Below are 21,015 nucleotides of genomic sequence, written 5' to 3'. Positions count from 1 at the left end.
TTCCATTTGCAATCAATCTTGTTTTTTGAAAAACCCTTTTTGTTATAGTTACTTTATTGAAATCTCGGAGTAGCATACGTTGTCATATGGCAAGCGTCAACATCTGTTGGCACTCTGGAAGAGCTCGGAATGGGCATCGCTGGCGGCCTGAAATCACCCTCATTTTTGTCTGAATTTCGTCTGAAAAACTCTGTATTGGAGAAACTATGTTGCGTCTTTGCAACGATGTCCTGAGCCGTCCGGCACCTTCTTTTCTGCTCGCTTTGTTTGCTGGAAATCGGAAGCGAATGCCGGATCACGCGGCCGCCGTGACGTCGGTCTCTTGCCGTTTCGCGCAGTGCTTCGCTTCGCTGTGCCTGGTGATGCTGGGACTCGTCGCAGGTCCTGCACAGGCGGATCCGGGTGATCCGAGCACGAAATGTACTCCCAATCAGAGAAGTTTTACCGTCGCATCAGGAGCCCCCTATGTGATTGATTTGTCTGACTGTAGCGAATTTGGCTTGACGGACAATGGCGCGACGGCGTTGCACGGCACGATTACCGGGCTCGTGGGTAACGGTACCGGCATTGCGACTTATATCAATAATGGCGACGGGGCCTTGTCCGACAGCTTTGTTCTGTGGGACGAGGACAGCAAGGCCGTGACTTTCACGGTGACTGTCTTGCCTCCCGCGGCAGCCTTTACCGTTTCGCCGGCCGGTTTGACGCCACCCGTGATTGGCGTGCCGTACAGCCAGGCCATGTCGGCGAGCGGCGGCGTCGCTCCCTACACTTACGCGCCTGACTCGGGAACCTGGCCGCCTGGCATCAGTGTATCGTCGAGCGGCGTGATTTCCGGTACCGTGACGGCGACCGGCGCCTATGTGTTCAGCGTCAAGGTCACCGATTCGACCCCAGGCACGCCGCAGGAGGTCATCAAGAACTATTCCGTGTCGATCGCCATACCGATCTTGTCCATCACGCCCACCACCTTGACGGCGGGAGGTCTGGCGACGCCCTACAGCCAGCAGATGTCGACCGCGAATGGCACCGCGCCCTATACCTATGTGGTGGAGTCGGGTGCCTTGCCCACGGGCCTGAACATGTCGAGCAGCGGCCTGATTTCGGGCACGCCCACCGCCCTGGGCACCTATAACTTTGTGATCAAATCCACCGATGTCACGGGCGGCAACGGACCGTACAACACGTCGCGCAGCTATTCCCTGGTGATCAATGCCCAGCCACCGCCGACCATCACCGGCGTGACGCCGGCGTCCGGCCCAGCCTCTGGCGGCACCGCCGTCACCATTACCGGTACCGGTTTTTCGGGCGTCACGGCGTTGAAGTTTGGCGCCAACAATGGCGTCGCCGTCACCGTCGTCAATACCACGACCATGACCGCCACGTCGCCAGCCGGCAGCGCTGGCACCGTGAACGTGACCGTCACGGCCAGCGGCGGCACCAGCGCCACCGGCGCCGCGAACCAGTTCACGTATATTCCTGCGCCGACGGTCACCAGCATTTCACCCACGGCAGGTCCTACCGCCGGCGGCGGCAGCGTCATCATCACGGGCACGGGCTTTACCGGTGCCACGGCGGTGACCTTTGGCGCCACGGCAGCGAGCGGCTTCACGGTCAACAGCGCCACGCAGATCACGGCCACGGCGCCAGCTGGCAGCGGCGGCACGGTCGATGTGCGCGTCACCACGGCGGGCGGCACCAGCGCCACCAGCGGGGCGGACCAGTTCACCTTTGTGCCGGCGCCGACGGTGACGAGCATTTCGCCCACGGCCGGCCCGGCTACGGGCGGCAGCACCGTCATCATCACCGGCACGGGTTTTAGCACGACGACAGCGGTGACCTTCGGCGCGACTGCTGCCACCGGCTACACGGTCAACAGCGCCACGCAGATCACGGCGACGGCGCCTGCCGGTACCGGTACCGTGGACGTGCGCGTCACTTCGCTCGGTGGCACCAGCGCCACCAGCGCCGCCGATCAATTTACCTTTGTAGCACGGCCGGTGGTGAGCAGCATTTCGCCCACTTCGGGCCCTACGACCGGCGGCGCCACCGTCATCATCACGGGGTCGAATTTCAGCGGCACGACAGCCGTGACGTTCGGCGCCACAGCTGCTGCCGGCTTCACCGTCAACAGCGCCTCGCAGATCACGGCGACGGCGCCGGTGGGCAGCGCGGGCACGGTCGATGTGCGCGTCACTTCTGCCGGCGGCACCAGCGCCACCGGCGTGGCCGATCAATTCACTTATTTCGCTGCACCAGTTGCCGGCGCCGTCAGCGCCACGGTGGCTTATGGCAGCAGCGCCAATCCGATCACCCTGAACTTGAGCGGCGGCGCGGCGACCTCGGTGGCCGTCGCCTCCGGCGCCTCGCACGGTACGGCAACGGCCAGCGGCACCAGCATCACCTATACGCCGACGGCAGGCTACGGCGGGCCAGACAGCTTTACCTACACGGCCAGCAACGGCGCTGGCACCTCGGCGCCGGCTACCGTAACGATTACGGTCAGTGGGCCCACCATCACGCTTGCGCCAAGTACCGTTCCTGCGGCAACTGTGGGGGCGGCCTACAGCCAGAACGTGAGCGCCGCGAATGGCGCCGCGCCATACACCTACGCCATCACCGCTGGCGCTTTGCCGGCCGGCCTTAGCCTGTCCAGCGGCGGTCTGTTGTCGGGCACACCGACGGCGGGCGGCGTCTTCAACTTTACCGTGCGGGCCACGGACAGTTCGGCGGGCAGCGGTCCGTATTCCGGTGCGCGCGCCTACTCGATGACGGTCAATGCGCCAACGATCAGCATTACGCCGACGGTCTTGCCGGCCATGACTTCCGGCGTGGCCTACAGCCAGGGCATCACCGCCGCCGGCGGTACGGCAGCGTACAGCTATGCCGTCACTGCCGGCAGCGTGCCGGCGGGCCTGAGCCTGGCGGCGGACGGCATCCTATCCGGCACGCCCACGGCGACCGGCGGGTACAGTTTTACCGTCACCGCGACCGACAGCAGCACCGGCAGCGGCCCATACACGAGTTCACGCTCCTATTCCAGCAGCGTGGCGATCGCTGTGCCCGTTGCCGGCGCAGTCAGCGCCACGGTGGCCTATGGCAGCAGCGCCAATCCGATCACCCTGAACCTGAGCGGCGGCGCGGCAACGTCCGTGGCCGTAGCCTCCGGCGCCTCGCACGGTACGGCAACGGCCAGCGGCACCAGCATCACCTATACGCCGACGACGGGTTACGGCGGCAGCGACAGCTTTACCTATACGGCCACGAATGGCAGCGGCACGTCGGCGCCGGCCACCGTGACCATTACCGTGGGCGCGCCCACTGTCAGCCTGACGCCGGCCAGTTTGCCCAATGCAGCGGCGGAAACGCCGTATAGCGCGACCCTCACGGCGACGGGCGGCATGGCGCCATACACCTACAGCGTCAGCGCCGGCAGTCTGCCTGCCGGCTTGAGCCTGAACAGCGCCACGGGCGTGCTGTCGGGTACGGCGACCGTGGCGGGCACCTTCCCGTTCAGCATCAAGGTCACCGACAGCAGCACGGGCACGGGCGCGCCGTTCAGCGCCAGCAACAGCTACACGCTGGCAGTGGCGGCGCCGGTATTGACACTGACGCCGGCCAGTCTGGCGGCGATCCGCGCCGGCGACGCGTATAGCCAGACATTCACGGCCGGCGGCGGCGTTGCGCCCTACGTCTACTCCTTGAGCGGCGGCGCCTTGCCGACCGGCCTGGTGCTCAATGCGGCGACGGGTATCGTCAGCGGCACGCCGACCGTGGCGGGCAGCTTTGCCTTTACCTTGCAAGCGAAGGATGCGCACCAGTTCACGGTGCAGCAGGCGCTGACCCTGCAGGTGAACCAGGCGCCGCCGCCGGTGCCGAATGAAACGGCGACCACGTCGTCCAACCAGGAAGTGAGCCTGACCATCGCGTCGACGGATGGCAGCCCGATCACGGCAGTGACCATCGTCACGCCGCCGCAGCACGGCACCGTCACGGTGGTGTCGAGCGGCGCGGCGGGCGGCGGCAGCGGCCGCTCTTTCAAGGTGACGTATGTGCCGAATGCGAACTACTTCGGCCCTGACGCCTTCAGCTACACGGCGACGGGTCCGGGCGGCACGTCCGCGCCCGCCACGGTCAGCCTGACGGTGGCGCCGCAGCCGGTGCCGGTGCCGGTCGCCAAGACGGCGACGGTGCTGGCCGGCACGCCGGTGACCTTGAACGTGACGCAAGGCGCGACGGGCGGGCCGTTCACGGCGGTGGCCATCACCACGCAGCCGGCCAGCGGCACGGCGACAGTCAATGGCCTGGACATCGTCTACACGCCAGGCATCAACACCAGCGGCGACATCCGCATCGGCTACACCGTGTCGAACGCGTTCGGCACCTCGGCGCCGGTGACGTCGACGATAGCCGTCAATCCGATGCCGCAGGTACTCAGCCAGAGCGCCACGGTGGTGGCCGGCCTGACGGTCACCGTCGACCTGACGGCGGGCGCCACGGGCGGCCCGTTCACGGCGGCGAATGTCCTGAGCGTGGCGCCGGCGGAAGCGGGCAAGGCGGTGGTGCGCGATGTCGGCACGGCAGGCAAGCCGTCGTACCAGCTGAGCTTTGCGGCCTCGGGCAAGTTCGCCGGCGCGGCCGTGGTCAGCTACACCCTGAGCAATGCGTATGCCACCTCGAAACCGGGCGTGGTAAACGTGACCGTGACGGCGCGGCGCGATCCGTCCGTCGATCCGGAAGTGATCGGCCTGCAGGCGGCGCAAGCCGATGCGGCGCGGCGCTTCGCCAGCGCGCAGCTGTCGAACTTCACGCAGCGCCTGGAAAGCCTGCATGGCGATGGCTGGGGACGTTCGAACTTTGGCCTGAGCCTGACGCCGCCGAACGACAGCGGCAATCCGACGGCGGCGCTGGCGCGCTGGCAGGCGGACGAAGCGGACCGCGTGTTCGGCACGGCCGTGAAACCGTTCATGCGCAAGGCGGCCCTGCGCCAGGTTGACACGGGTTTCAGCAGCGAGCGGCAGCAGGTGGACGTCAGCGGCGCCACCAGCGGTTTGCCGGACATGCCGCAAAAACCGGATACGCAGAAGCAGGCGTTGTCGCTGTGGCTCGGTGGCGCGGTGGACTTCGGCCAGCACTATGTGAACGGCCGCGAGACGGGCTTCCGCTTCCGCACGAATGGTGTCAGCGTGGGCGGCGATTACCGCCTCAGCGACCTGGCCACCCTGGGCGTGGGCGCCGGTTTCAGCCATGACCGCAGCGACGTGGGCCAGAACGGCAGCCGCAGCACGGCCGACAGCGCCGTGGCGGCCGTGTATGGCAGCCTGCGTCCAAGCAAGGGCGTCTTCCTCGACGGCGTGCTCGGCTACGGCACCCTGCAATACGACGCCTCGCGCTACCTGTCCGATGGCAGCGGTTTCGCCACGGGCGAGCGCGATGGCAAGCAGGTGTTCGGCGCCCTTGTTGGCGGCATGGAGATGCGCCAGGAAACCTGGATGTGGTCGCCGTATGGCCGCGTGGAACTGATGTCGGCCAAGCTTGATCCGTACACGGAGAAGGCGGCGGGCATCAATGCCCTGAGCTACTTCAAGCAGACGGTGCGTTCGCGCATCGGCGCGCTCGGTGTGCGGGCCGAGGGCATCTATGTGGGTGGCCTGGGCACGTGGTTCCCGCGCGCGCGGCTCGAGTACCGGCACCAGTTCCAGGGCGCCGATGATGCGCGCCTGGCGTATGCCGACCTGGCGGCGGACGGCCCCGTGTACGTGATCCGCACGGTGCCACAGCAGACGGGCAACTGGGCGGCCGGGCTGGGCGTGAAACTGCTGCTGTCGAACGGCATGACGATCACCCTGGACTACAACAGCAATCTGAACATCGATAGCGGCCGTACCCAGTCGGTGATGTTCGGTATTGCCATGCCGCTCAAGTAATCAACTAGCCCTCAGCTTAGCCCTGATCGCCGGCCCGGAATCAATCCGGTCCGGCGATTTTTTTTACCCGCGCGCCATCACAGCGTCCACGGATGGTCTTCGGCGCCGGCAACCATGCCGCCCAGCACTGCCTGGTCGCGTTCGGCATGGCTTTGGCGCAGGAAGACGGGCAGGTCGGCAACCAGGCGGGCGAAACGGGCATCGCGGCACAGGGGACTGGCGCCCAGCGCCCGCGTGGCCAGGTGCAAGACCAGGGTGGCGGCGTCTTCCGTTGCCAGGCGCAGGCGCAGGGCCAGCCCCATGGCATCGCGTTGCGGGTGCCGGTCGATTTCGGCGGCCCCTTCGCGCAGCAGGGCGCCGGTGGCGCGCAGGACGTAATCGATTTGCCCCAGCTGCGCCAGGCGCACGGGGTCGGGGGCGGCGTGCTGCGCGCGCGCATGCAGGTGGCTGGCGACGGCGCAGGCCGCGCCATACCAGGCGGCCGCGATGCCCGCGCCCCCATGCCAGAAGCCGGGCCGCTGCAGATAGGCACCGGGTGCGCCCACGGGATAGGCGCGCGCGGCAGAAAAGGTCACGTCGACGCTGGCACAGGCATGCATGCCGACGGCTTGCCAGCCTTCGTTCGTGACGTGCACACCGGGCTGCGACACGGCCACCGAGGCGAGGCAAGCCTGGCCAGCGTCGTTCCAGCAGCTGATTAATGCATGGCTGAGGCCCTGTGCCCCGGCACACCAGGCCTTGCGTCCATCGAGCACATGGCGCCCTTCGGCCGTCTGCCGCACGCGCACGCGCGTGCCCGGCATGTCCGTGCACCAGACGCCCCAGCTGCTGCCGGCCGGCACGCCGGAGCCGCCGATTTCCGCCTGGATGGCGAGCGCATCGGTATGGCCTTCATACAGCTTGAGCAGGGAGAGGTCGACGGCGGCGATGGCCGCCAGCATTTGCCAGCGCCGCAGGGTGGCGCCGTGGCCGGGCAAGGGCAACTGGTCGAGTCCCGCGTCGCGCAAGCGCCGCAAGCCTTCGAGGGGGTGGAAAGCGTTGTCCTGAGGCTGCAGCAGGGTGTCCAGTGCGGCGTGGGAGGGCAGGGGAAAGGTACGCTGCGACATGGCAAGCTCCTGTTTTTTAACAGGATAGCTTTTTATTTTTGCAATGTCTGTTCGATTTTGCACGGAAATACGCGAACGGCCACGACTCCATGACGTGGCCGCAGCAGCTCATGCGCTTACTTTTTTACGTAGTGCATGTCCAGCACATACACACCCTTGTCCAGCACCACCGAGTACAGGTCGTTGCCGCGCAAGGACAGGCCGCCGGGGACGCTTAGCGCTGGCTGCATGCCTTCGTCCCACAGGCACGATTCGCCATTGTCCACCTCGACGCACCATTGCTGCTGGTTTGCTCTCAGCACATATTTCACGGTGGCGCCGCTGCGCTGGAAGGCATAGGCCGGCACCGACGAGGTGAACTTATCGACGCGCAAGTTCGTTGCCGCCGCATTTTCCGCCAGCTTGATCAGCATATCGGCTGTACCGTCCGGCTTGCCGGTGATCTTCGCGCTCATGCCGTCCGTCGCTATCACGGGGCCGGAGCAGTCGGCCTTGAAGTAGGTTTCGCCGGTTGGCGTCAGTTCCAGCGAGCCGCTGCCGTCGCTCTTGAGCGCGATGACGAGTATTTGACGGTCGTGATCGTCGCAAGCCGATTGCCACGTGCCGATATACGCGGCCAGCGGCGAGGTGGTGCCGGAATCGCCGGCGAGCTGCTGCGTGGAACCGCCGCCACCACCGCCGCAGCCCGTCAGGAGTGCCGCGGCCGAGCCGGCCAATACTGCCAATAATGTTTTCATTCAAAGTCCTTTTTATCCGGCAGCGGTGCGTGCCGTCAACGCGGCCTGATTATAGGAGTATTAATAAGAAGAAAATCTCACCAAATCTATCGCTGAATTGATTTTGATCAAGTCGCGACAATGCGCTGAAATGGTTTGATGGACTGCAGGGGAAATGTGATGTAGCTGCTACGCATTGCGCCGACTGTGCGGCGCAATGGCTAATTCTTGGCTGATTTTATTGTTTTACATAGCGCATATCGAGCACATAAGCACCGTCTTTTTCCATTACGGTAAACAATTCGTTACCGCGCAGGTAAAAGCCGCCCTTGCCACTTACTGCCGTTTGTACGCCGGTATCCGGAATGTCCGTGGTGTTGCCATTGCCATCATTGATGTGCCAATGAGGTTTGCCATTCAGCATCACGGTGGTGACGGCCGGACCCGTAATCTGGACGGTGTGCGCTGGAAGCGACGATACGACCTTGTCGATGCGGATGTCCGAAGCCGGGCTGTCCGCCGTCAGCTTGAGCTGAATATTGCCTGCGCCATCTGGCGTCGCGGTAATTTTTTCACTCGTGGTTTCCGTAAATTGCACGGGGCCGCTGCAATCGGAAGTGGCGAAGGTTTCGCCGTAGGTCGACATTTCCAAAGCGCCACTGCCATCGCCTTTGAGGGCGACGACGAGGCGCTGGCGGTATTGGTCGTCACAAGCGGGTTGCCAAGTGCCAACATAAGCGGCCAGTGCCGGCGGCGGCGGGGGGGCGACCACCACTGGCGGAACGGGAACGGCTACATCACCGCTGGCGCTATTCGCACCGCTATTGCCATCGCTGCCACCACCGCAGCCGGTCAATGCCACCGTGCCCGATACCATTAATAATGCCAGTACTTTTTTCATGCGTTATTCCTATCAATCTTCAATCGGCTGAAAGCGTGCCGTATGCGCGGCGATATTATAAAGTACATGCGCATCTTATTTCTCTGCAATCTGAAATGGGCCGCAATAAATGGGCCGCAATACTTGTATTGAAAGTGCGGCCATTGAATGGCGGGGCGGAGAAACAGGCGGGTGCCGCACTTAATCCAGTGCGAGGCAGGTATGGAGATGGCAGATTATGAAACGCGTGCCGGCGCCTGAGCATGGCGCCGGCCGAAGCCGGAAATGTCCGGCTTAAAACTCTTCCCAGTCATCACCTGCCGGCGCCTTGGCGGGCGCGTGCTGTGTCGCTTGCGGCTTGGCAACATTCAGGCGCTTGGCTGGCGTCGGTGTCTTGGGCGTCGCGGCGCGCGGCGCGGCCGTTGCTGCCAGCGCTGGCTGGCGCGTCTGCTCGCCCAGCTTGAAGACGCTGACCACCTTGGCCAGATGGCTGGCCTGGTCTTGCAGGCTTTCGGCGGCCGCTGCCGCTTCCTCGACGAGGGCCGCGTTTTGCTGCGTCACGCCATCCATTTGCGCCAGCGCCTGGTTGACTTGCGCGATGCCGTCGCTCTGCTCGGTGGTGGCGACGCTGATGTCGGCCATGATGGCGGTCACCTTGCGCACGCTGTCGACCACTTGCTCCATGGTGGCGCCCGCCTCATCGACGAGTTTGCTGCCAGCGGCCACCTTGCCCACGGAATCGTCGATCAGCAGCTTGATTTCCTTGGCCGCCGCGGCCGAGCGTTGCGCCAGGTTGCGCACTTCCGTGGCGACGACGGCGAAACCGCGGCCCTGTTCGCCCGCGCGCGCCGCTTCCACGGCCGCGTTCAGCGCCAGGATATTCGTCTGGAAGGCGATGCCGTCGATGACAGAAATAATGTCGACGATCTTGTTGGACGAGTCATTGATCGACGTCATCGTTGCTATCACCTTGCCGACCACTTCGCCGCTCTTCTGCGCCACGCTGGACGCTGATGCGGCCAGTTGATTCGCCTGGCGCGCATGGTCGGCGTTTTCCTTGACGGTGCCCGTCAGTTCTTCCACCGAGGCGGCCGTTTCTTCCAGCGAGCTGGCTTGCTGTTCCGTGCGGGCCGACAGGTCGTTATTGCCTTGCGCAATTTCCGCGCTGGCGCGGGCCACATTGTCGGCACTGGCTTGCACTTGCAGCAGCACGGCGTGGATCTTTTCCACGAAGGCGTTGAAACCCTTGCCGATGACGGCCAGCTCGTCGGTACCCTTGACTTCCAGCTTGACGCGCAGGTCGGCGTCGCCGCTGGACAGGTCCGTCATGGTGCGGCCCAGGGTGCGCAGGGGACGCGTCAGCTGGTTGACGACGAGGATCAAAATGCCGGCCGTGGCCGCCGCGCACAGCAGGGCGACGATCAGGGTGTAAATCATCAGGTCGCGCGCCGAGGCCGTGGCCACGCTTTTCGGGAAATTCAGTTCCACGCTCCACGGCGCGATGTCGGGGTGGATCTGCAGCGGCTGCAGCAAGTGGATGTAGCCCTTGTCGTCCTCGTATTCATACGCCTGGCCCTGGCGCACCTTTTCCAGGCCGGCGGCCGGCACGTCGTCCGCCTTCTTGCCCAGCCGTTCAGGCGCGGGATGGCTGGCGTACAGGCCGCCGTTCGAGATCAGGGCCAGCTTGCCGCCTTCGATCACTTTCAGGTCGGCGAGGATTTTCGTCAGGCGCGTGAGCATGAAGTCGGCGCTGGCCGTGCCCTTGAAGCTGCCGTCGATCATGATGGGCGCCACCAGCGAGGCCATCAGCACATCCTTGCCATCGACGGGGTAGATGTACGGTTCCGTAAAGTAAGTCTTGCCCGTGCGTTTGGGCACGTCATACCAGTCGTTGGCGCCCGGTTTCGGGTCGAAGACGATGGGTTCGACTTGCAGCTTGCCGCCGGCACCGCGCGTCCAGTAGGGCATGAAGCGGCCGCTGGCGTCGTAGTTCGGCTTCTGGTTGGCGAAATCCGCATCCTTGCCGTCGAGCGCGTTCGGCTCCCACGTCACGGCCGAGCCCAGCAAATCTTCCGAGCTGGTCAACGTTGCCTTGGTCAGTTCATTGATCTGTTCGCGCTGCAGGGGCAGGCTGGCGCTTTTGGTGCCGCGCATGGCGCCGGCCAGGCTGGACACGCTGGACAGGTTGCTGGCGATGCGCGCTTGCAGCGCACCGGCCACTTCGCGCGCCGACGTGCGCGCCAGTTCCAATGCGGCCGCTTCGGCGCTGGCGCTGCTCTTGTAGCCGATCACCGCCGCCGTGACGCCGAGGCTGAGGATGGCGAGCGCGGTGGCGGCGACGCAGATTTTACTGTTCAGTGATAGTTGCATGATGCTGTTCCTTGATGGGGATAGATATCGGTGTCATGGGCATCGCGGGTAGCGCGCCTAGAAAGTCTTGCTGACGGCCAGCACGAAGGTGGCCGCGGCCGGGTTCGAGGTGTCGAACTGGCCGGCCGCATTCGGGATGCCTAAAGTGTAGTGGTCGTAGGCGTCGCTGGCGCCCCAGGCGCGCGTGACGGCAGCGCTGGCACTCCAGCCGCCGTCGAAGGCCCGGGTGACACCGATCTTGGCGTCGCGCCAGTTCCATATCGCATTGCCCGTGCCCGCCACCCGGCCGTTGCCGGCGTGCAGGTTCAAGGTCCAGGCATTGCCCAGGTCGACATTCGCGCCCACGTCCAGGTAGCCCGTGCCGCGCGCGTTCGTGATGCCGAAGAAATCCGGCGTGACGGTATGGTTGTACTTGGCGTACAGCATCTTGTAGCTGAGGCCCAGCGACAGTTCGCCATAGTCGTACTTCACGCCTGTGGCGCGGTAGACGGCGCCCGGATATTTGTAATAGTAGGCCAGCACGCTGTAACCGAGTTCGCCCAGCGTGCCGCCGTAGCCGCCGTACAAGTCCCATTCGACGCTCGCATCCTGAATGTAGCGGTCGCTGACGGTGGACGCCCACGTGCCCAGCGACCAGCCGCTCGGGTGCGCGTAGTCGGCACCCGCCTGCAGGGCCGGCTTGCCCCAGGTCTGGCGAAAACCGCGCGAAATGTATTGCGAAGTGAGGCTGGCATTGGCGCTGAAGGTGGCGGCAGGGCTGTCCGTGCTCTGGGCCTGCACGGGCAGGGCGGCTGCCAGCAGGAAGGCGCAGCCCAGCAACGATGATGCGGGAAAATGGTGGTGCGATGGCATGGCAGTCAGCTCCGTATTTGCTGGCAGCGGCCGTTCAGGCGCGTTGCCCTGATGGTTGCAATAAAAATGCGGAATGGACTTTTGTGAAGGCAAGGCGGCTTGCGGGCATGTTCGTCTGACCATGCACACATTCTCACCAAACGTAACTGAAAGGATAGGGGCTAGGGCTAGTGGAAGTCAATAAAGTTGCGCGGCGGAAAGCGTAAGTTGTTGTTTCCTGGCACTTTTTCATGCGCCTGTCATCTTGCTGGTACGCCACGGCTGGCTGAATGTTGCAAGCTGGCCAGCAGGTCGGGCAGAGCCGCATGCAAGGCCTGCAGGTCGCCAGCATCCAGCTCGGCCTGCATTTCCACCTGGCCCGAGGGTTGGCCCCAGACGACCTGTGCGCTGAGCCGCGCGTCCGACGCGAGTCCCGTGACGCTGACCAGCAGGGCGACTTCTTCCGGAGCATCCGCGGGCACGCCTGCGAGCAGGCAGGAAATGCCGAAATGATAATCCTGGAAGGCGCTGGCCGTGCCGCTGGAAAAGGCGAAGACGGAAGCGAGCGCCTGTGGCGCCGCAGCCGCAAGTGACGGCAGGGCGGCGCGAAACAGGGGCAGCAAGTCGTTTTCCAGCTGGTGTACCAGCGGATGAGTGTGGCTGAGGACGGTCATGGGCGGATGAAAGGAGTGGCGGCGCGCGATGGTAGCAGTTTTCGCCGCCGCCGGGGGCCATCGTCAGGCGGCGTAGCGGCTGGCCATGCTGGCGATGGTGTTTTTCATCTGGTCGCGCAGCGCGGCGGGTGCCAGCACTTCCACGCCATCGCCCAGGCCCAGCAACCACCATTGCAGTTCGCGCGTGCTGGGCACGGTGGCGGTCAGGTGCAGCGAGCCATCGGCGCGTTCCTGCAATTGCTGGTCCGCGCTCAGCGGCGTCTCGTACAGGTGCTCGCCGCTGCGACGGGCAAACACGGCTTCGAGCAGCAGCGGTTCGCCATCGCGGATGCCCATGGCACCCGAAGCAATATACGCATCGATGTCGAAGCCCGGCTGCGCGCGCGCGGAAAGGTAAAGCATTTCCGCCTGCTGCACGCGGTGCAGGACCAGGGTGCGCACGTCGTTGTAGTCGGCGAACAGGCAGACCAGGTAGAGCAACTGGCCGCGCTGCACGATGGCCAGCGGATGGACGGCGTCATAGCTGACGGGATTGTCGTTATCGCGCTTCTTGTAGCTCAGCTTGAGCTGGCGGTTTTGCATCAGCGCTTCATACACGGTGCGCTGGCAAGCTTCGTCGATGTCGGGCGCCAGCAGCCGCTGCATGGGGGCGATGACGCGTATCTTGCCCAGCCAGGCCGATGCGCTGGCGCGCTCGCTGGCCGCGTTCAGGGTCTGGCGCGCCGCGCTGAAATACGGCTGCATGCTGTCGAGCGTGGACGGCGGCAAGGCATGGCGCATGTGCTGTTCCATCAGGGCCAGGGTCAGCGCGGCCGGCGTCGACAGGCCCGGCATGTCCATGCGCGCCGCATTTTCCATCCAGCACCAGCCAAACGGCTTGCTGTCGACTGGATTGGTCAGCGGGAAAATCTCGGCCAGGTCGAGCAAGTCGCGCTGGATGGTGCGGATGCCGATGGCAAAGTCGATGGCCTTGAGCTTGTCGTGCAATTCGGCGACGGTGATGGTGCGTGGCGCCGGCGGTATCAGGCGCAGCATTTGCCATTGGCGCATGATGGTGGAAGGGCGGGGCGCGTGTTCAGACATGGTGGTTCCGTTCTCTTCAGTGGCAGGATGTGTACTGATAAGTACATAAGTTAACGAATGGTAACATTGATTCGATGGCAATTACAGGGCGTCCAGCATGGCTGCCCTGACGCAATTGCGCCCCGCGTGCTTGGCCTGGTACAGCAGGCGGTCGGCGGCATTGACCAGGGCGGGGGCACCGGGTGCCTGGCTGCCGGGCGCGCACGCGAGCGAGGCGACGCCGAAGCTGGCCGTCGTCCCGATGTGCTGTGCCAGACCGTCGCGCAGGCGTTCGGCCAGGCGCACGCCGCCAGCCAGGTCCGTTTCGGGCAGGATCAGCAGGAATTCCTCGCCGCCGTGGCGCACCACGCTGTCGATGCCACGGCGCGTGGCGTTGCCGAGCAGGGCGGCAAAGTTGCGCAGCGCGGCATCGCCCGCGGCATGGCCGTGGGCGTCGTTGATGCGCTTGAAGTGGTCGAGATCGCACAGGATCGCCGTCAGGCACAGGCCATGGCGTTGTGAGCGTGCAAGCTCGGCGCCCAGCAAGTGCTCGTCGAGGTAGCGGCGGTTGTAGCAGCCGGTCAGATGGTCGCGCACGGCCTGTTCGGCGAGGATGGCGTGTTGCAGGACGTGCGCGCGGCGCTGGCGCTGCTGGCCATGGCTGGTGCACAGGCCGGTCAGGTTGAGCAGCAGCAAGGTGGCGGCGTTGCCGGCTTGAAAGTTATCCTGCAGGCCGAGCCAGGCCAGGCTTGCCACGATGGCCAGGCCGGCGCCGGCCAGCAGGTGCCGCGTGACGCCGGCATAGGGCGCGACGAGCAGGATGCAAAAGGCGGTCGCGTGCCAGCTTGCGTCGGCTTCGCGCAGTGCATAGCAGAGCAGGAACACGAGCAGGTCCAGCGCCAGCAGCGCGGTGCCGGAGGCGGCGCTGCCAGGCTGTGCAGCGGGTGCGCGCAAGGCCCGCAGCAGCATGGCCAGAATAAGCAGGCAGCAGGCCAGGCCCAGCGGCCAGCCGGCGGGCGGCAGCAGCGCGGCGGCAAGGATGGCGCTGGCGCCGGCATGCAGCGCCAGCAAGGGAAGCGGCGCCGGCTTGCGGAGATCGTCAGTTGCATGGTGCAAATGCATGGAAACCTGTCGGATAGCGAATCGGGATCCCATTCTTGCCCGGCCCTGCGACAAGCCGCGACGCATTGCCCACTATCCTGCGTATTGGATTGGTCCTACCAGTGACCCTTATTCGTCGCTGGTGACGCGCGTGCGCACGAAATCGATGTGGCCTTGCATGGCCGTGCGCGCCTCTTCCGGCTGGCTGGCGCAGATCGCTACGCACAGGGTGCGGTGCTGCGACAGCAGTTGCAGCGAGGTGGCCTCGTCCTGCTGGCGCAAGCCCGTGCCATTGATGGTGATGTGTTCGCGCAGCATGCCGATGATGCTGGTGTGCAAATGCAAAAACATGGTGTTGTGCGACGCCTGCGCGATGACTTCATGCAGGCGGGCGTCGGCCTGCGCCTCGCCGTGCTTGTCGTCGCTGGCGCGCGCCTGTTCCAGCTCGGCCAGCAAGGCCATGATCTGCGCGCGCTCGCCGCCGCTGGCCCGCTGCGCCGCAAAGTAGGCCGTCGCCCCTTCCAGCACGCGGCGAAATTCCAGGATGTCGTCGCGCAGGGCGGGGTGGTCGGCCACCAGCTGGCTCCACGGTGACGCCATGCCGGTGCGCAATTGATCCGTCACAAATACACCGGCGCCGCGCCGGCTGCGCACCAGGCCCCGCGCCGCCAGCCGCTGCACGGCTTCGCGCACGGTATTGCGCGAAACCGCATATTGCTGCGCCAGCAGGCGTTCGGCCGGCAGTTGCGCGCCCGCCGGCAAGCTGCCGTCCAGCAGGGCCGTTTCCAGCCTGCGCATCACCATCTCGACCCTGCCCCGCGTTTGCATGCCTGTCGCCATCGCTGTCTTCCGGTGTTGTTTTAAAGTGGTCCGAGCAATTTGAAGTGGCTCGCGGAAGCTGGAATTATGCGTGAACCGGTCATTCTTAACAACACACAGCGGCGCCGCAGCAACACACAGAGCGCCGGGGAGACACACTCATGCAGCCAGACCCGCGCCAGCCACGCCGCTATCCACCCGCACCGCTCCAGGTGTACCTGTTCGCCACCTGCCTGGTCGACCTGTTCGTGCCGCAGGCGGGGCTCGACGCGGTGCGTCTGCTGGAGCGGGAAGGCTTGCTGGTGCACTATCCGCGCGGCCAGAGCTGCTGCGGCCAGCCTGCCTACAGCAGCGGCAACCCGGAACAGGCGCGTGCCGTGGCCCGGGCCCAGCTCGACCTGTTTGCGCAGCCTTGGCCCGTGATCGTGCCGTCCGGTTCCTGCGCCGGCATGATGCGCCACCACTGGCCGCAGCTGTTTCAGGACGATCCCGTCGCCGGCCCCAAGGCGGTTGAATTGGCCGAACGCGTATATGAGCTGAGCGAATTTCTCGTTTGCGTGCTGCAGCTCGACCTGGCCGGCATGGCTGCCGCCGGGCAGGCCGATGAAAACGTGGTGCTGCACACCTCGTGCGGGGCGCGCCGCGAGATGGGCACGCGCCTGCACGGTGTGGCCCTGGTCGACGCCTTGCCCGGCGTGACGCGCATCGAACACCAGCGCGAATCGGAATGCTGCGGCTTTGGCGGCACGTTTTCATTGAAGCACCCCGATATTTCCGGCGCCATGGTCAGCGACAAGATCGCCTCGGCCTGCGCCACGGGCTGCGACCGCCTCGTCTCGGCCGACTGCGGCTGCCTGCTCAATATCGGCCACGCCGCGCAGCACCAGGGCGCGCCGCTGCCCGTTGAGCACATGGCCAGCTTCCTGTGGCGCCGCACGGGAGGCGCGGCATGAGCGCGATCCTGACCGCCCGCGAACGCATGCTGGGGCGCTTGCGCGCCGCGGCCCCCACCGCGCCCGAGACGGTGGACGCCATCGATACGGCCATCGACCAGCACTACCTGGCGCGCCGCGCGCAAGCGCCGCAGTCACCGCGCCAGCAGCTCGACGCCATGCAGGCAGCCTTGCGTGCCTCGCATGCGGAGGTCGATTGCGTCGGCGTGGACGCCTGGCCAGCCCTGCTGGCGCAGCGCCTCGGCGAACACGGCGTGCGCCGTTTGCTGCTCGATGCCGGCAGCGCCGAAGGGCGGGCCTTGCGCGCCGCCTTGCCGGCCGAGGTGGAAGCGTTGTCATTCGAACGTCCGCTGGCGCATTGGAAAAGTGAACTGTTCGACACCGTCGATGCCGGTGTCACCGTCGCGCGTTCCGGCATCGCCGCCACGGGCACCCTCGTCATCGCGCCCGATGCGGCCACGCCGCGCACGGTGTCCCTGGCGCCGCCGCTGCATATCTGCCTCGTGTATGCGAGCACTGTGCACGCGGACTTGCACGCTGCGGCGCGCGCCGAGCGCTGGGCGGACGGCATGCCGGCCAACCTGGTGCTGGTGTCGGGTCCCTCGAAAACGTCCGACATCCAGCAAACGCTGGCCTATGGTGCGCACGGTCCGCGCTGGCTGTGGGTGCTGATCATCGATGATTTATCTGCCCATGCAGGAGGCCAGCCATGAACGCCAAGCCCCTGCAATTCGTCAAGCCGGCGGACTTCCATGCGCGCGCCCGCGCCGCGCTGGACGACCCGAAACTGCGCCAGAGCTTTCGCGGCGCCATGGATTTTTTACAGGACAAGCGCACGGCGCAATTCCCCGACGGCGACGAACTGGAACGCCTGCGCGACATCGGCGCAGCCGTGCGCCGGCACGCGCTGGCGCACCTGCCCGATTTGCTGGTGCAGCTGGAAGACAGGCTGACGGCGGCCGGCGTGCAGGTGCACTGGGCCGAGGATGGCGAGCAGGCCAACGCCATCATCCACGCCATTGCGCAGCGTAATCAGGCGACGCGCTTCATCAAGGGCAAGTCGATGGCCAGCGAGGAAATCGAACTCAATCACTACCTGGAAGCGCGCGGCATGACGTGTTTGGAATCGGACATGGGCGAGTACATCGTGCAACTGGCCGGCGAAAAACCGTCGCACATCGTCATGCCGGCCATTCACAAGACCAAGGCCGACATCGCCGGCCTGTTCGCCGAGCACATTCCTGATGCGCCCTACACGGAAGATGTCGACAGCTTGATCCAGACGGGCCGGCGCGCCCTGCGCCAGGCCTTTGTCGAGGCGGACATCGGCCTGTCGGGCGTGAACTTCGCGGCGGCCGACACGGGCACCCTGTGGCTGGTGGAAAACGAGGGCAATGGCCGGCTGACGACCTCCGTGCCGGAGGTGCACATCGCCATCATGGGCATGGAAAAAGTCGTGGCCAAGCTCGAACATATCGTGCCGCTGTCCAGCCTCCTGACACGCTCGGCGACGGGGCAGGCCATCACCACGTATTTCAACCTGATTTCCGGCCCGCGCCGCGCCGGTGAGCTGGATGGCCCGCGCGAAGTGCACCTGGTCTTGCTCGATAACGGCCGCAGCCAGGCCTACGCCGACGAGCAGCTGCGCGCCACCTTGCAATGCATCCGCTGCGGCGCCTGCATGAACCACTGTCCCGTCTACACGCGCATCGGCGGCCACGCCTACGGCACCACGTATCCGGGGCCGATCGGCAAGATCATTTCGCCCCACTTGCTGGGACTAGCTGCGACGGCGGACCTGGCCACCGCGTCGAGCCTGTGCGGTGCCTGCGGCGAAGTGTGCCCCGTGCGCATTCCGATTCCGCAGCTGCTGGTGCGCCTGCGCACGGAGGCGAACCGCAATCCGAACGAGGAAGTGGCGCATCCGCTGCGCGGCCAGGGCGCCAAGTTCAGCCGCGGCGAAAGCCTGATTTGGCGCTTCTGGAGCGGCGCCTTCGCGCGTCCCGCCAGCTACCGGCTGTTCCGCTGGGCCGCCACGCGCCTGCGCCTGCTGACGCCGCGCGCGCAGCTGGGCTGGACGCAGCACCGCAAGCCCTTGACGCCGGCGCCGCGCAGCCTGGCCGACTTGCTCAATGCAAGGGGGCAGGAAGAATAGCGACGCTCCGCCATACCGCAAAAAACACGCTACACACAATTACATCAAAAGCCGTTTTTTCAATCAACCCGCATCCACCGGAGGAGACCCGACATGCAAACCTGGACCCAACTTTATACACCGCTCGGCAGCTTGTGGCTGTCGTCGCTGGCGGCAGCCATTCCCATCATTTTCTTCTTCATCGCCCTGGCGGCGCTGCGCATCAAGGGGCACGTGGCGGCCGCCGTCACCCTGGCCCTGGCGCTGGCCGTCGCCATCTTCGCCTACGGCATGCCCGTGCCGCAGGCGCTGGCGGCGGCCGGCTACGGTTTTGCGTACGGCTTGTGGCCAATCGCCTGGATCATCGTCACGGCCGTCTTCCTGTACAAGATCGTCGTGAAGACGGGGCAGATCGAGATCATCCGCGCCTCCGTATTGTCTGTTACGGACGACCAGCGTTTGCAGGTGCTGCTGATCGGCTTTGCCTTCGGCGCCTTCCTGGAAGGGGCGGCCGGTTTTGGCGCGCCCGTGGCGATCACGTCGGCCCTGCTGGTGGGCCTGGGCTTCAACCCCCTGTATGCGGCGGGCCTGTGCCTGATCGCCAACACGGCGCCCGTGGCCTTTGGCGCCATGGGCATCCCCATCATCGTGGCGGGCCAGGTGACGGGCATCGACCCCTTCCTGATCGGCGCCATGGCGGGCCGCCAGTTGCCGCTGCTGTCGCTGGCCGTGCCCTTCTGGCTGGTCTTCATGATGGACGGTGTGCGCGGCGTGCGCGAAGTGTGGCCGGCCGCCCTGGTGACGGGCGCCAGCTTCGCCGTCACCCAGTATTTCACGTCGAACCATATCGGCCCTGAACTGCCGGACATCACCTCGGCCCTCGTCAGCCTGGTGTCGCTGACCCTGTTCCTGAAAGTGTGGCAGCCGAAGAATGCCAAGGTGGTCAACGCCGTCGGCGGCGGCGCCGCTGCGCTGTCCGGTTTTGGCGGCGGCGTGGGCAATGCGGACTTGCGCGGCAGCGGCAGCCGCGCCGCCTCGCCCTACACCCTGGCGCAAACGGCGCGCGCCTGGGCACCGTTCGGCCTGCTGACGGCCATCGTCACCGTCTGGAGCCTGCCCGGCTTCAAGTCCCTGTTCGCCGCCGGCGGCGCGTTGGCCAGCCTGGTCGTCAAGATCCACGTGCCTTACCTCGATAAACTGGTGATCAAGACCATGCCCATCGTGGCCGAGCCGAAGGCATATGACGCCGTCCTCAAGCTCGATTTGCTGTCGGCCGTGGGTACGGCGATCTTGCTGACGGCCGTACTGTCGATGTGGATGCTGCGCATGAAGCCGCGCGATGGCCTCAAGGCCTTCGTCGAAACGGTGGTGGAATTGCGCCGACCCGTGCTGTCGATCGGCCTGGTGCTGGCGTTTGCCTTTGTCGCCAATTACTCGGGCATGTCGTCCACCCTGGCCCTGCTGCTGGCCGGCAGTGGCGCCGCCTTTCCGTTCTTCTCGCCGTTCCTGGGCTGGCTGGGGGTGTTCCTGACGGGCTCCGACACGTCGTCGAACGCCTTGTTCTGCTCCCTGCAAAACACCACGGCGCACCAGATCGGCGTGTCCGACACCTTGCTGGTGGCGGCCAATACGACGGGCGGCGTGACGGGCAAGATGATTTCGCCCCAGTCGATCGCCGTCGCTTGCGCCGCGACTGGCCTGGTGGGCAAGGAATCGGACCTGTTCCGCTTTACCTTGAAGCACAGCCTGCTGTTTGCCGTGATCATCGGCATCATCACCATGTTGCAGGCATACGTGTTCACGGGCATGATCCCGCATTGAGCGGTCCGTAGAAGTACGTAGTAAAACTAGATGAATTGATAGTAAAACGTGCAGAGGGTCATGCAAATGACCTGATGCACTGCAGCATATCGAGGATGGCCCGGCGCAATGCCGGGTCCGCAGCGATGCCTTCCGCATCGAGACCCGACCCCAGCAGGGGCAGGCTGATGCAGGCGTCGTCGATCAGGCGCGCCGACATGGTGCGCACCGTTTCGCGCAGCGCCGCCTGTGCATGCGTGGCGCGCGGCGAGGCGTTCAGCAGCACCAGCGGCTTGTCGATGAACGATTCATTTCCCACCATCCAGTCCAGCGCATTTTTCATGGGACCGCTCACGCCGTGCGCATACTCGGGACTGGCCAGCATCAGCACGTCGGCCGCGATGATCGCGTCGCGCAGGCCCGTCACGGCAGGCAAGCTGTCGGCGTCGAGGTCGGGATTGAACAAGGGTAATTGCCCGAGTCCCGGATAGATGCGGATGTCGAATGGCGCTGGCGCAAGCGTGGCGATGGCGCGCAACAGGGCGGTGTTCAGCGAGGCGGCGCGCAGGCTGCCGGCGATGGCGAGGATGGTAATGGGCGTGTGCATCCCGCCTGTATAGCCCATCCTGTGCTCAAGCGCAA

At 65.4% G+C, this 21,015-nt stretch carries 15 protein-coding genes; 5 read left to right on the top strand and 10 right to left on the bottom strand.

Going from position 1 to position 21,015, the window contains the following annotated elements; genetic code table 11:
• Positions 1-467 precede the first annotated feature (467 nt).
• A complete protein-coding gene (locus KO539_RS03130) occupies positions 468-5,927 on the top strand; it encodes a putative Ig domain-containing protein (protein ID WP_219307279.1) in 5,460 nt (1,819 codons plus the stop codon).
• Between the two features lie 77 nt (positions 5,928-6,004).
• Here KO539_RS03130 and KO539_RS03125 read toward each other — a convergent pair whose 3' ends face one another.
• The 9 genes from KO539_RS03125 to KO539_RS03085 all read right to left on the bottom strand — a co-directional run bounded on the left by KO539_RS03125 (position 6,005) and on the right by KO539_RS03085 (position 15,495).
• Entirely contained in the window at positions 6,005-7,033 is a 1,029-nt protein-coding gene (locus tag KO539_RS03125) for an acyl-CoA dehydrogenase (protein ID WP_219307277.1), read from the bottom strand.
• A gap of 116 nt (positions 7,034-7,149) precedes the next feature.
• Positions 7,150-7,770, bottom strand: a complete 621-nt coding sequence (locus tag KO539_RS03120; protein ID WP_219307275.1) for a hypothetical protein — start codon at positions 7,768-7,770, stop codon at positions 7,150-7,152.
• Between the two features lie 217 nt (positions 7,771-7,987).
• Positions 7,988-8,650: a hypothetical protein gene (locus tag KO539_RS03115; protein WP_219307272.1), complete on the bottom strand. Its 663-nt coding sequence runs from the start codon at positions 8,648-8,650 to the stop codon at positions 7,988-7,990.
• Between the two features lie 273 nt (positions 8,651-8,923).
• A complete protein-coding gene (locus tag KO539_RS03110; protein ID WP_219307271.1) occupies positions 8,924-10,999 on the bottom strand; it encodes a methyl-accepting chemotaxis protein in 2,076 nt (691 codons plus the stop codon).
• A 57-nt stretch (positions 11,000-11,056) separates the two neighbouring features.
• Positions 11,057-11,851: a TorF family putative porin gene (locus tag KO539_RS03105; RefSeq protein WP_257626088.1), complete on the bottom strand. Its 795-nt coding sequence runs from the start codon at positions 11,849-11,851 to the stop codon at positions 11,057-11,059.
• A gap of 239 nt (positions 11,852-12,090) precedes the next feature.
• On the bottom strand, positions 12,091-12,504 hold the full coding sequence (locus KO539_RS03100) for a hypothetical protein (protein ID WP_219307270.1): 414 nt from the start codon (positions 12,502-12,504) through the stop codon (positions 12,091-12,093).
• 63 nt (positions 12,505-12,567) lie between these two features.
• Entirely contained in the window at positions 12,568-13,587 is a 1,020-nt protein-coding gene (locus KO539_RS03095; RefSeq protein WP_051958896.1) for a YafY family protein, read from the bottom strand.
• An 81-nt stretch (positions 13,588-13,668) separates the two neighbouring features.
• The gene (locus KO539_RS03090; RefSeq protein WP_219307269.1) at positions 13,669-14,688 is read right to left on the bottom strand and encodes a GGDEF domain-containing protein; all 1,020 of its coding nucleotides are present in this window, start codon (positions 14,686-14,688) and stop codon (positions 13,669-13,671) included.
• A gap of 108 nt (positions 14,689-14,796) precedes the next feature.
• Positions 14,797-15,495, bottom strand: a complete 699-nt coding sequence (locus KO539_RS03085; RefSeq protein ID WP_255206344.1) for a FadR/GntR family transcriptional regulator — start codon at positions 15,493-15,495, stop codon at positions 14,797-14,799.
• A 152-nt stretch (positions 15,496-15,647) separates the two neighbouring features.
• On the opposite strand from KO539_RS03085, the gene KO539_RS03080 reads away from it, so the two are divergent.
• From KO539_RS03080 to KO539_RS03065, 4 genes are all read left to right on the top strand, one after another.
• Complete coding sequence (locus tag KO539_RS03080) at positions 15,648-16,439, top strand: (Fe-S)-binding protein (RefSeq protein ID WP_219307268.1); 792 nt, start codon at positions 15,648-15,650, stop codon at positions 16,437-16,439.
• Complete coding sequence (locus tag KO539_RS03075) at positions 16,436-17,152, top strand: LUD domain-containing protein (RefSeq protein ID WP_219307267.1); 717 nt, start codon at positions 16,436-16,438, stop codon at positions 17,150-17,152. Before KO539_RS03080 ends, KO539_RS03075 begins: the two co-directional genes overlap by 4 nt.
• Complete coding sequence (locus KO539_RS03070) at positions 17,149-18,594, top strand: LutB/LldF family L-lactate oxidation iron-sulfur protein (protein WP_219307266.1); 1,446 nt, start codon at positions 17,149-17,151, stop codon at positions 18,592-18,594. Before KO539_RS03075 ends, KO539_RS03070 begins: the two co-directional genes overlap by 4 nt.
• Before the next feature lie 93 nt (positions 18,595-18,687).
• A complete protein-coding gene (locus tag KO539_RS03065; protein WP_219307265.1) occupies positions 18,688-20,394 on the top strand; it encodes a lactate permease LctP family transporter in 1,707 nt (568 codons plus the stop codon).
• A 58-nt stretch (positions 20,395-20,452) separates the two neighbouring features.
• Here the strand turns inward: KO539_RS03065 and KO539_RS03060 are convergent, their stop codons facing one another.
• Complete coding sequence (locus KO539_RS03060) at positions 20,453-20,980, bottom strand: NADPH-dependent FMN reductase (protein ID WP_219307264.1); 528 nt, start codon at positions 20,978-20,980, stop codon at positions 20,453-20,455.
• Positions 20,981-21,015 lie beyond the last annotated feature (35 nt).

This window comes from Janthinobacterium sp. NKUCC06_STL, assembly GCF_019345455.1.
GTDB lineage: Bacteria > Pseudomonadota > Gammaproteobacteria > Burkholderiales > Burkholderiaceae_D > Janthinobacterium > Janthinobacterium rivuli.
This window is presented reverse-complemented; position numbering and strand designations above follow the sequence as displayed.

Coding starts and splice junctions, on each gene's coding strand:
- KO539_RS03125 (WP_219307277.1), bottom strand. CDS start 7,033: ATGTCGCAGCGTACCTTTCCCCTGCCCTCCCACGCCGCACTGGACACC.
- KO539_RS03120 (WP_219307275.1), bottom strand. CDS start 7,770: ATGAAAACATTATTGGCAGTATTGGCCGGCTCGGCCGCGGCACTCCTG.
- KO539_RS03115 (WP_219307272.1), bottom strand. CDS start 8,650: ATGAAAAAAGTACTGGCATTATTAATGGTATCGGGCACGGTGGCATTG.
- KO539_RS03110 (WP_219307271.1), bottom strand. CDS start 10,999: ATGCAACTATCACTGAACAGTAAAATCTGCGTCGCCGCCACCGCGCTC.
- KO539_RS03105 (WP_257626088.1), bottom strand. CDS start 11,851: ATGCCATCGCACCACCATTTTCCCGCATCATCGTTGCTGGGCTGCGCC.
- KO539_RS03100 (WP_219307270.1), bottom strand. CDS start 12,504: ATGACCGTCCTCAGCCACACTCATCCGCTGGTACACCAGCTGGAAAAC.
- KO539_RS03095 (WP_051958896.1), bottom strand. CDS start 13,587: ATGTCTGAACACGCGCCCCGCCCTTCCACCATCATGCGCCAATGGCAA.
- KO539_RS03090 (WP_219307269.1), bottom strand. CDS start 14,688: ATGCATTTGCACCATGCAACTGACGATCTCCGCAAGCCGGCGCCGCTT.
- KO539_RS03085 (WP_255206344.1), bottom strand. CDS start 15,495: ATGCAAACGCGGGGCAGGGTCGAGATGGTGATGCGCAGGCTGGAAACG.
- KO539_RS03080 (WP_219307268.1), top strand. CDS start 15,648: ATGCAGCCAGACCCGCGCCAGCCACGCCGCTATCCACCCGCACCGCTC.
- KO539_RS03075 (WP_219307267.1), top strand. CDS start 16,436: ATGAGCGCGATCCTGACCGCCCGCGAACGCATGCTGGGGCGCTTGCGC.
- KO539_RS03070 (WP_219307266.1), top strand. CDS start 17,149: ATGAACGCCAAGCCCCTGCAATTCGTCAAGCCGGCGGACTTCCATGCG.
- KO539_RS03065 (WP_219307265.1), top strand. CDS start 18,688: ATGCAAACCTGGACCCAACTTTATACACCGCTCGGCAGCTTGTGGCTG.
- KO539_RS03060 (WP_219307264.1), bottom strand. CDS start 20,980: ATGCACACGCCCATTACCATCCTCGCCATCGCCGGCAGCCTGCGCGCC.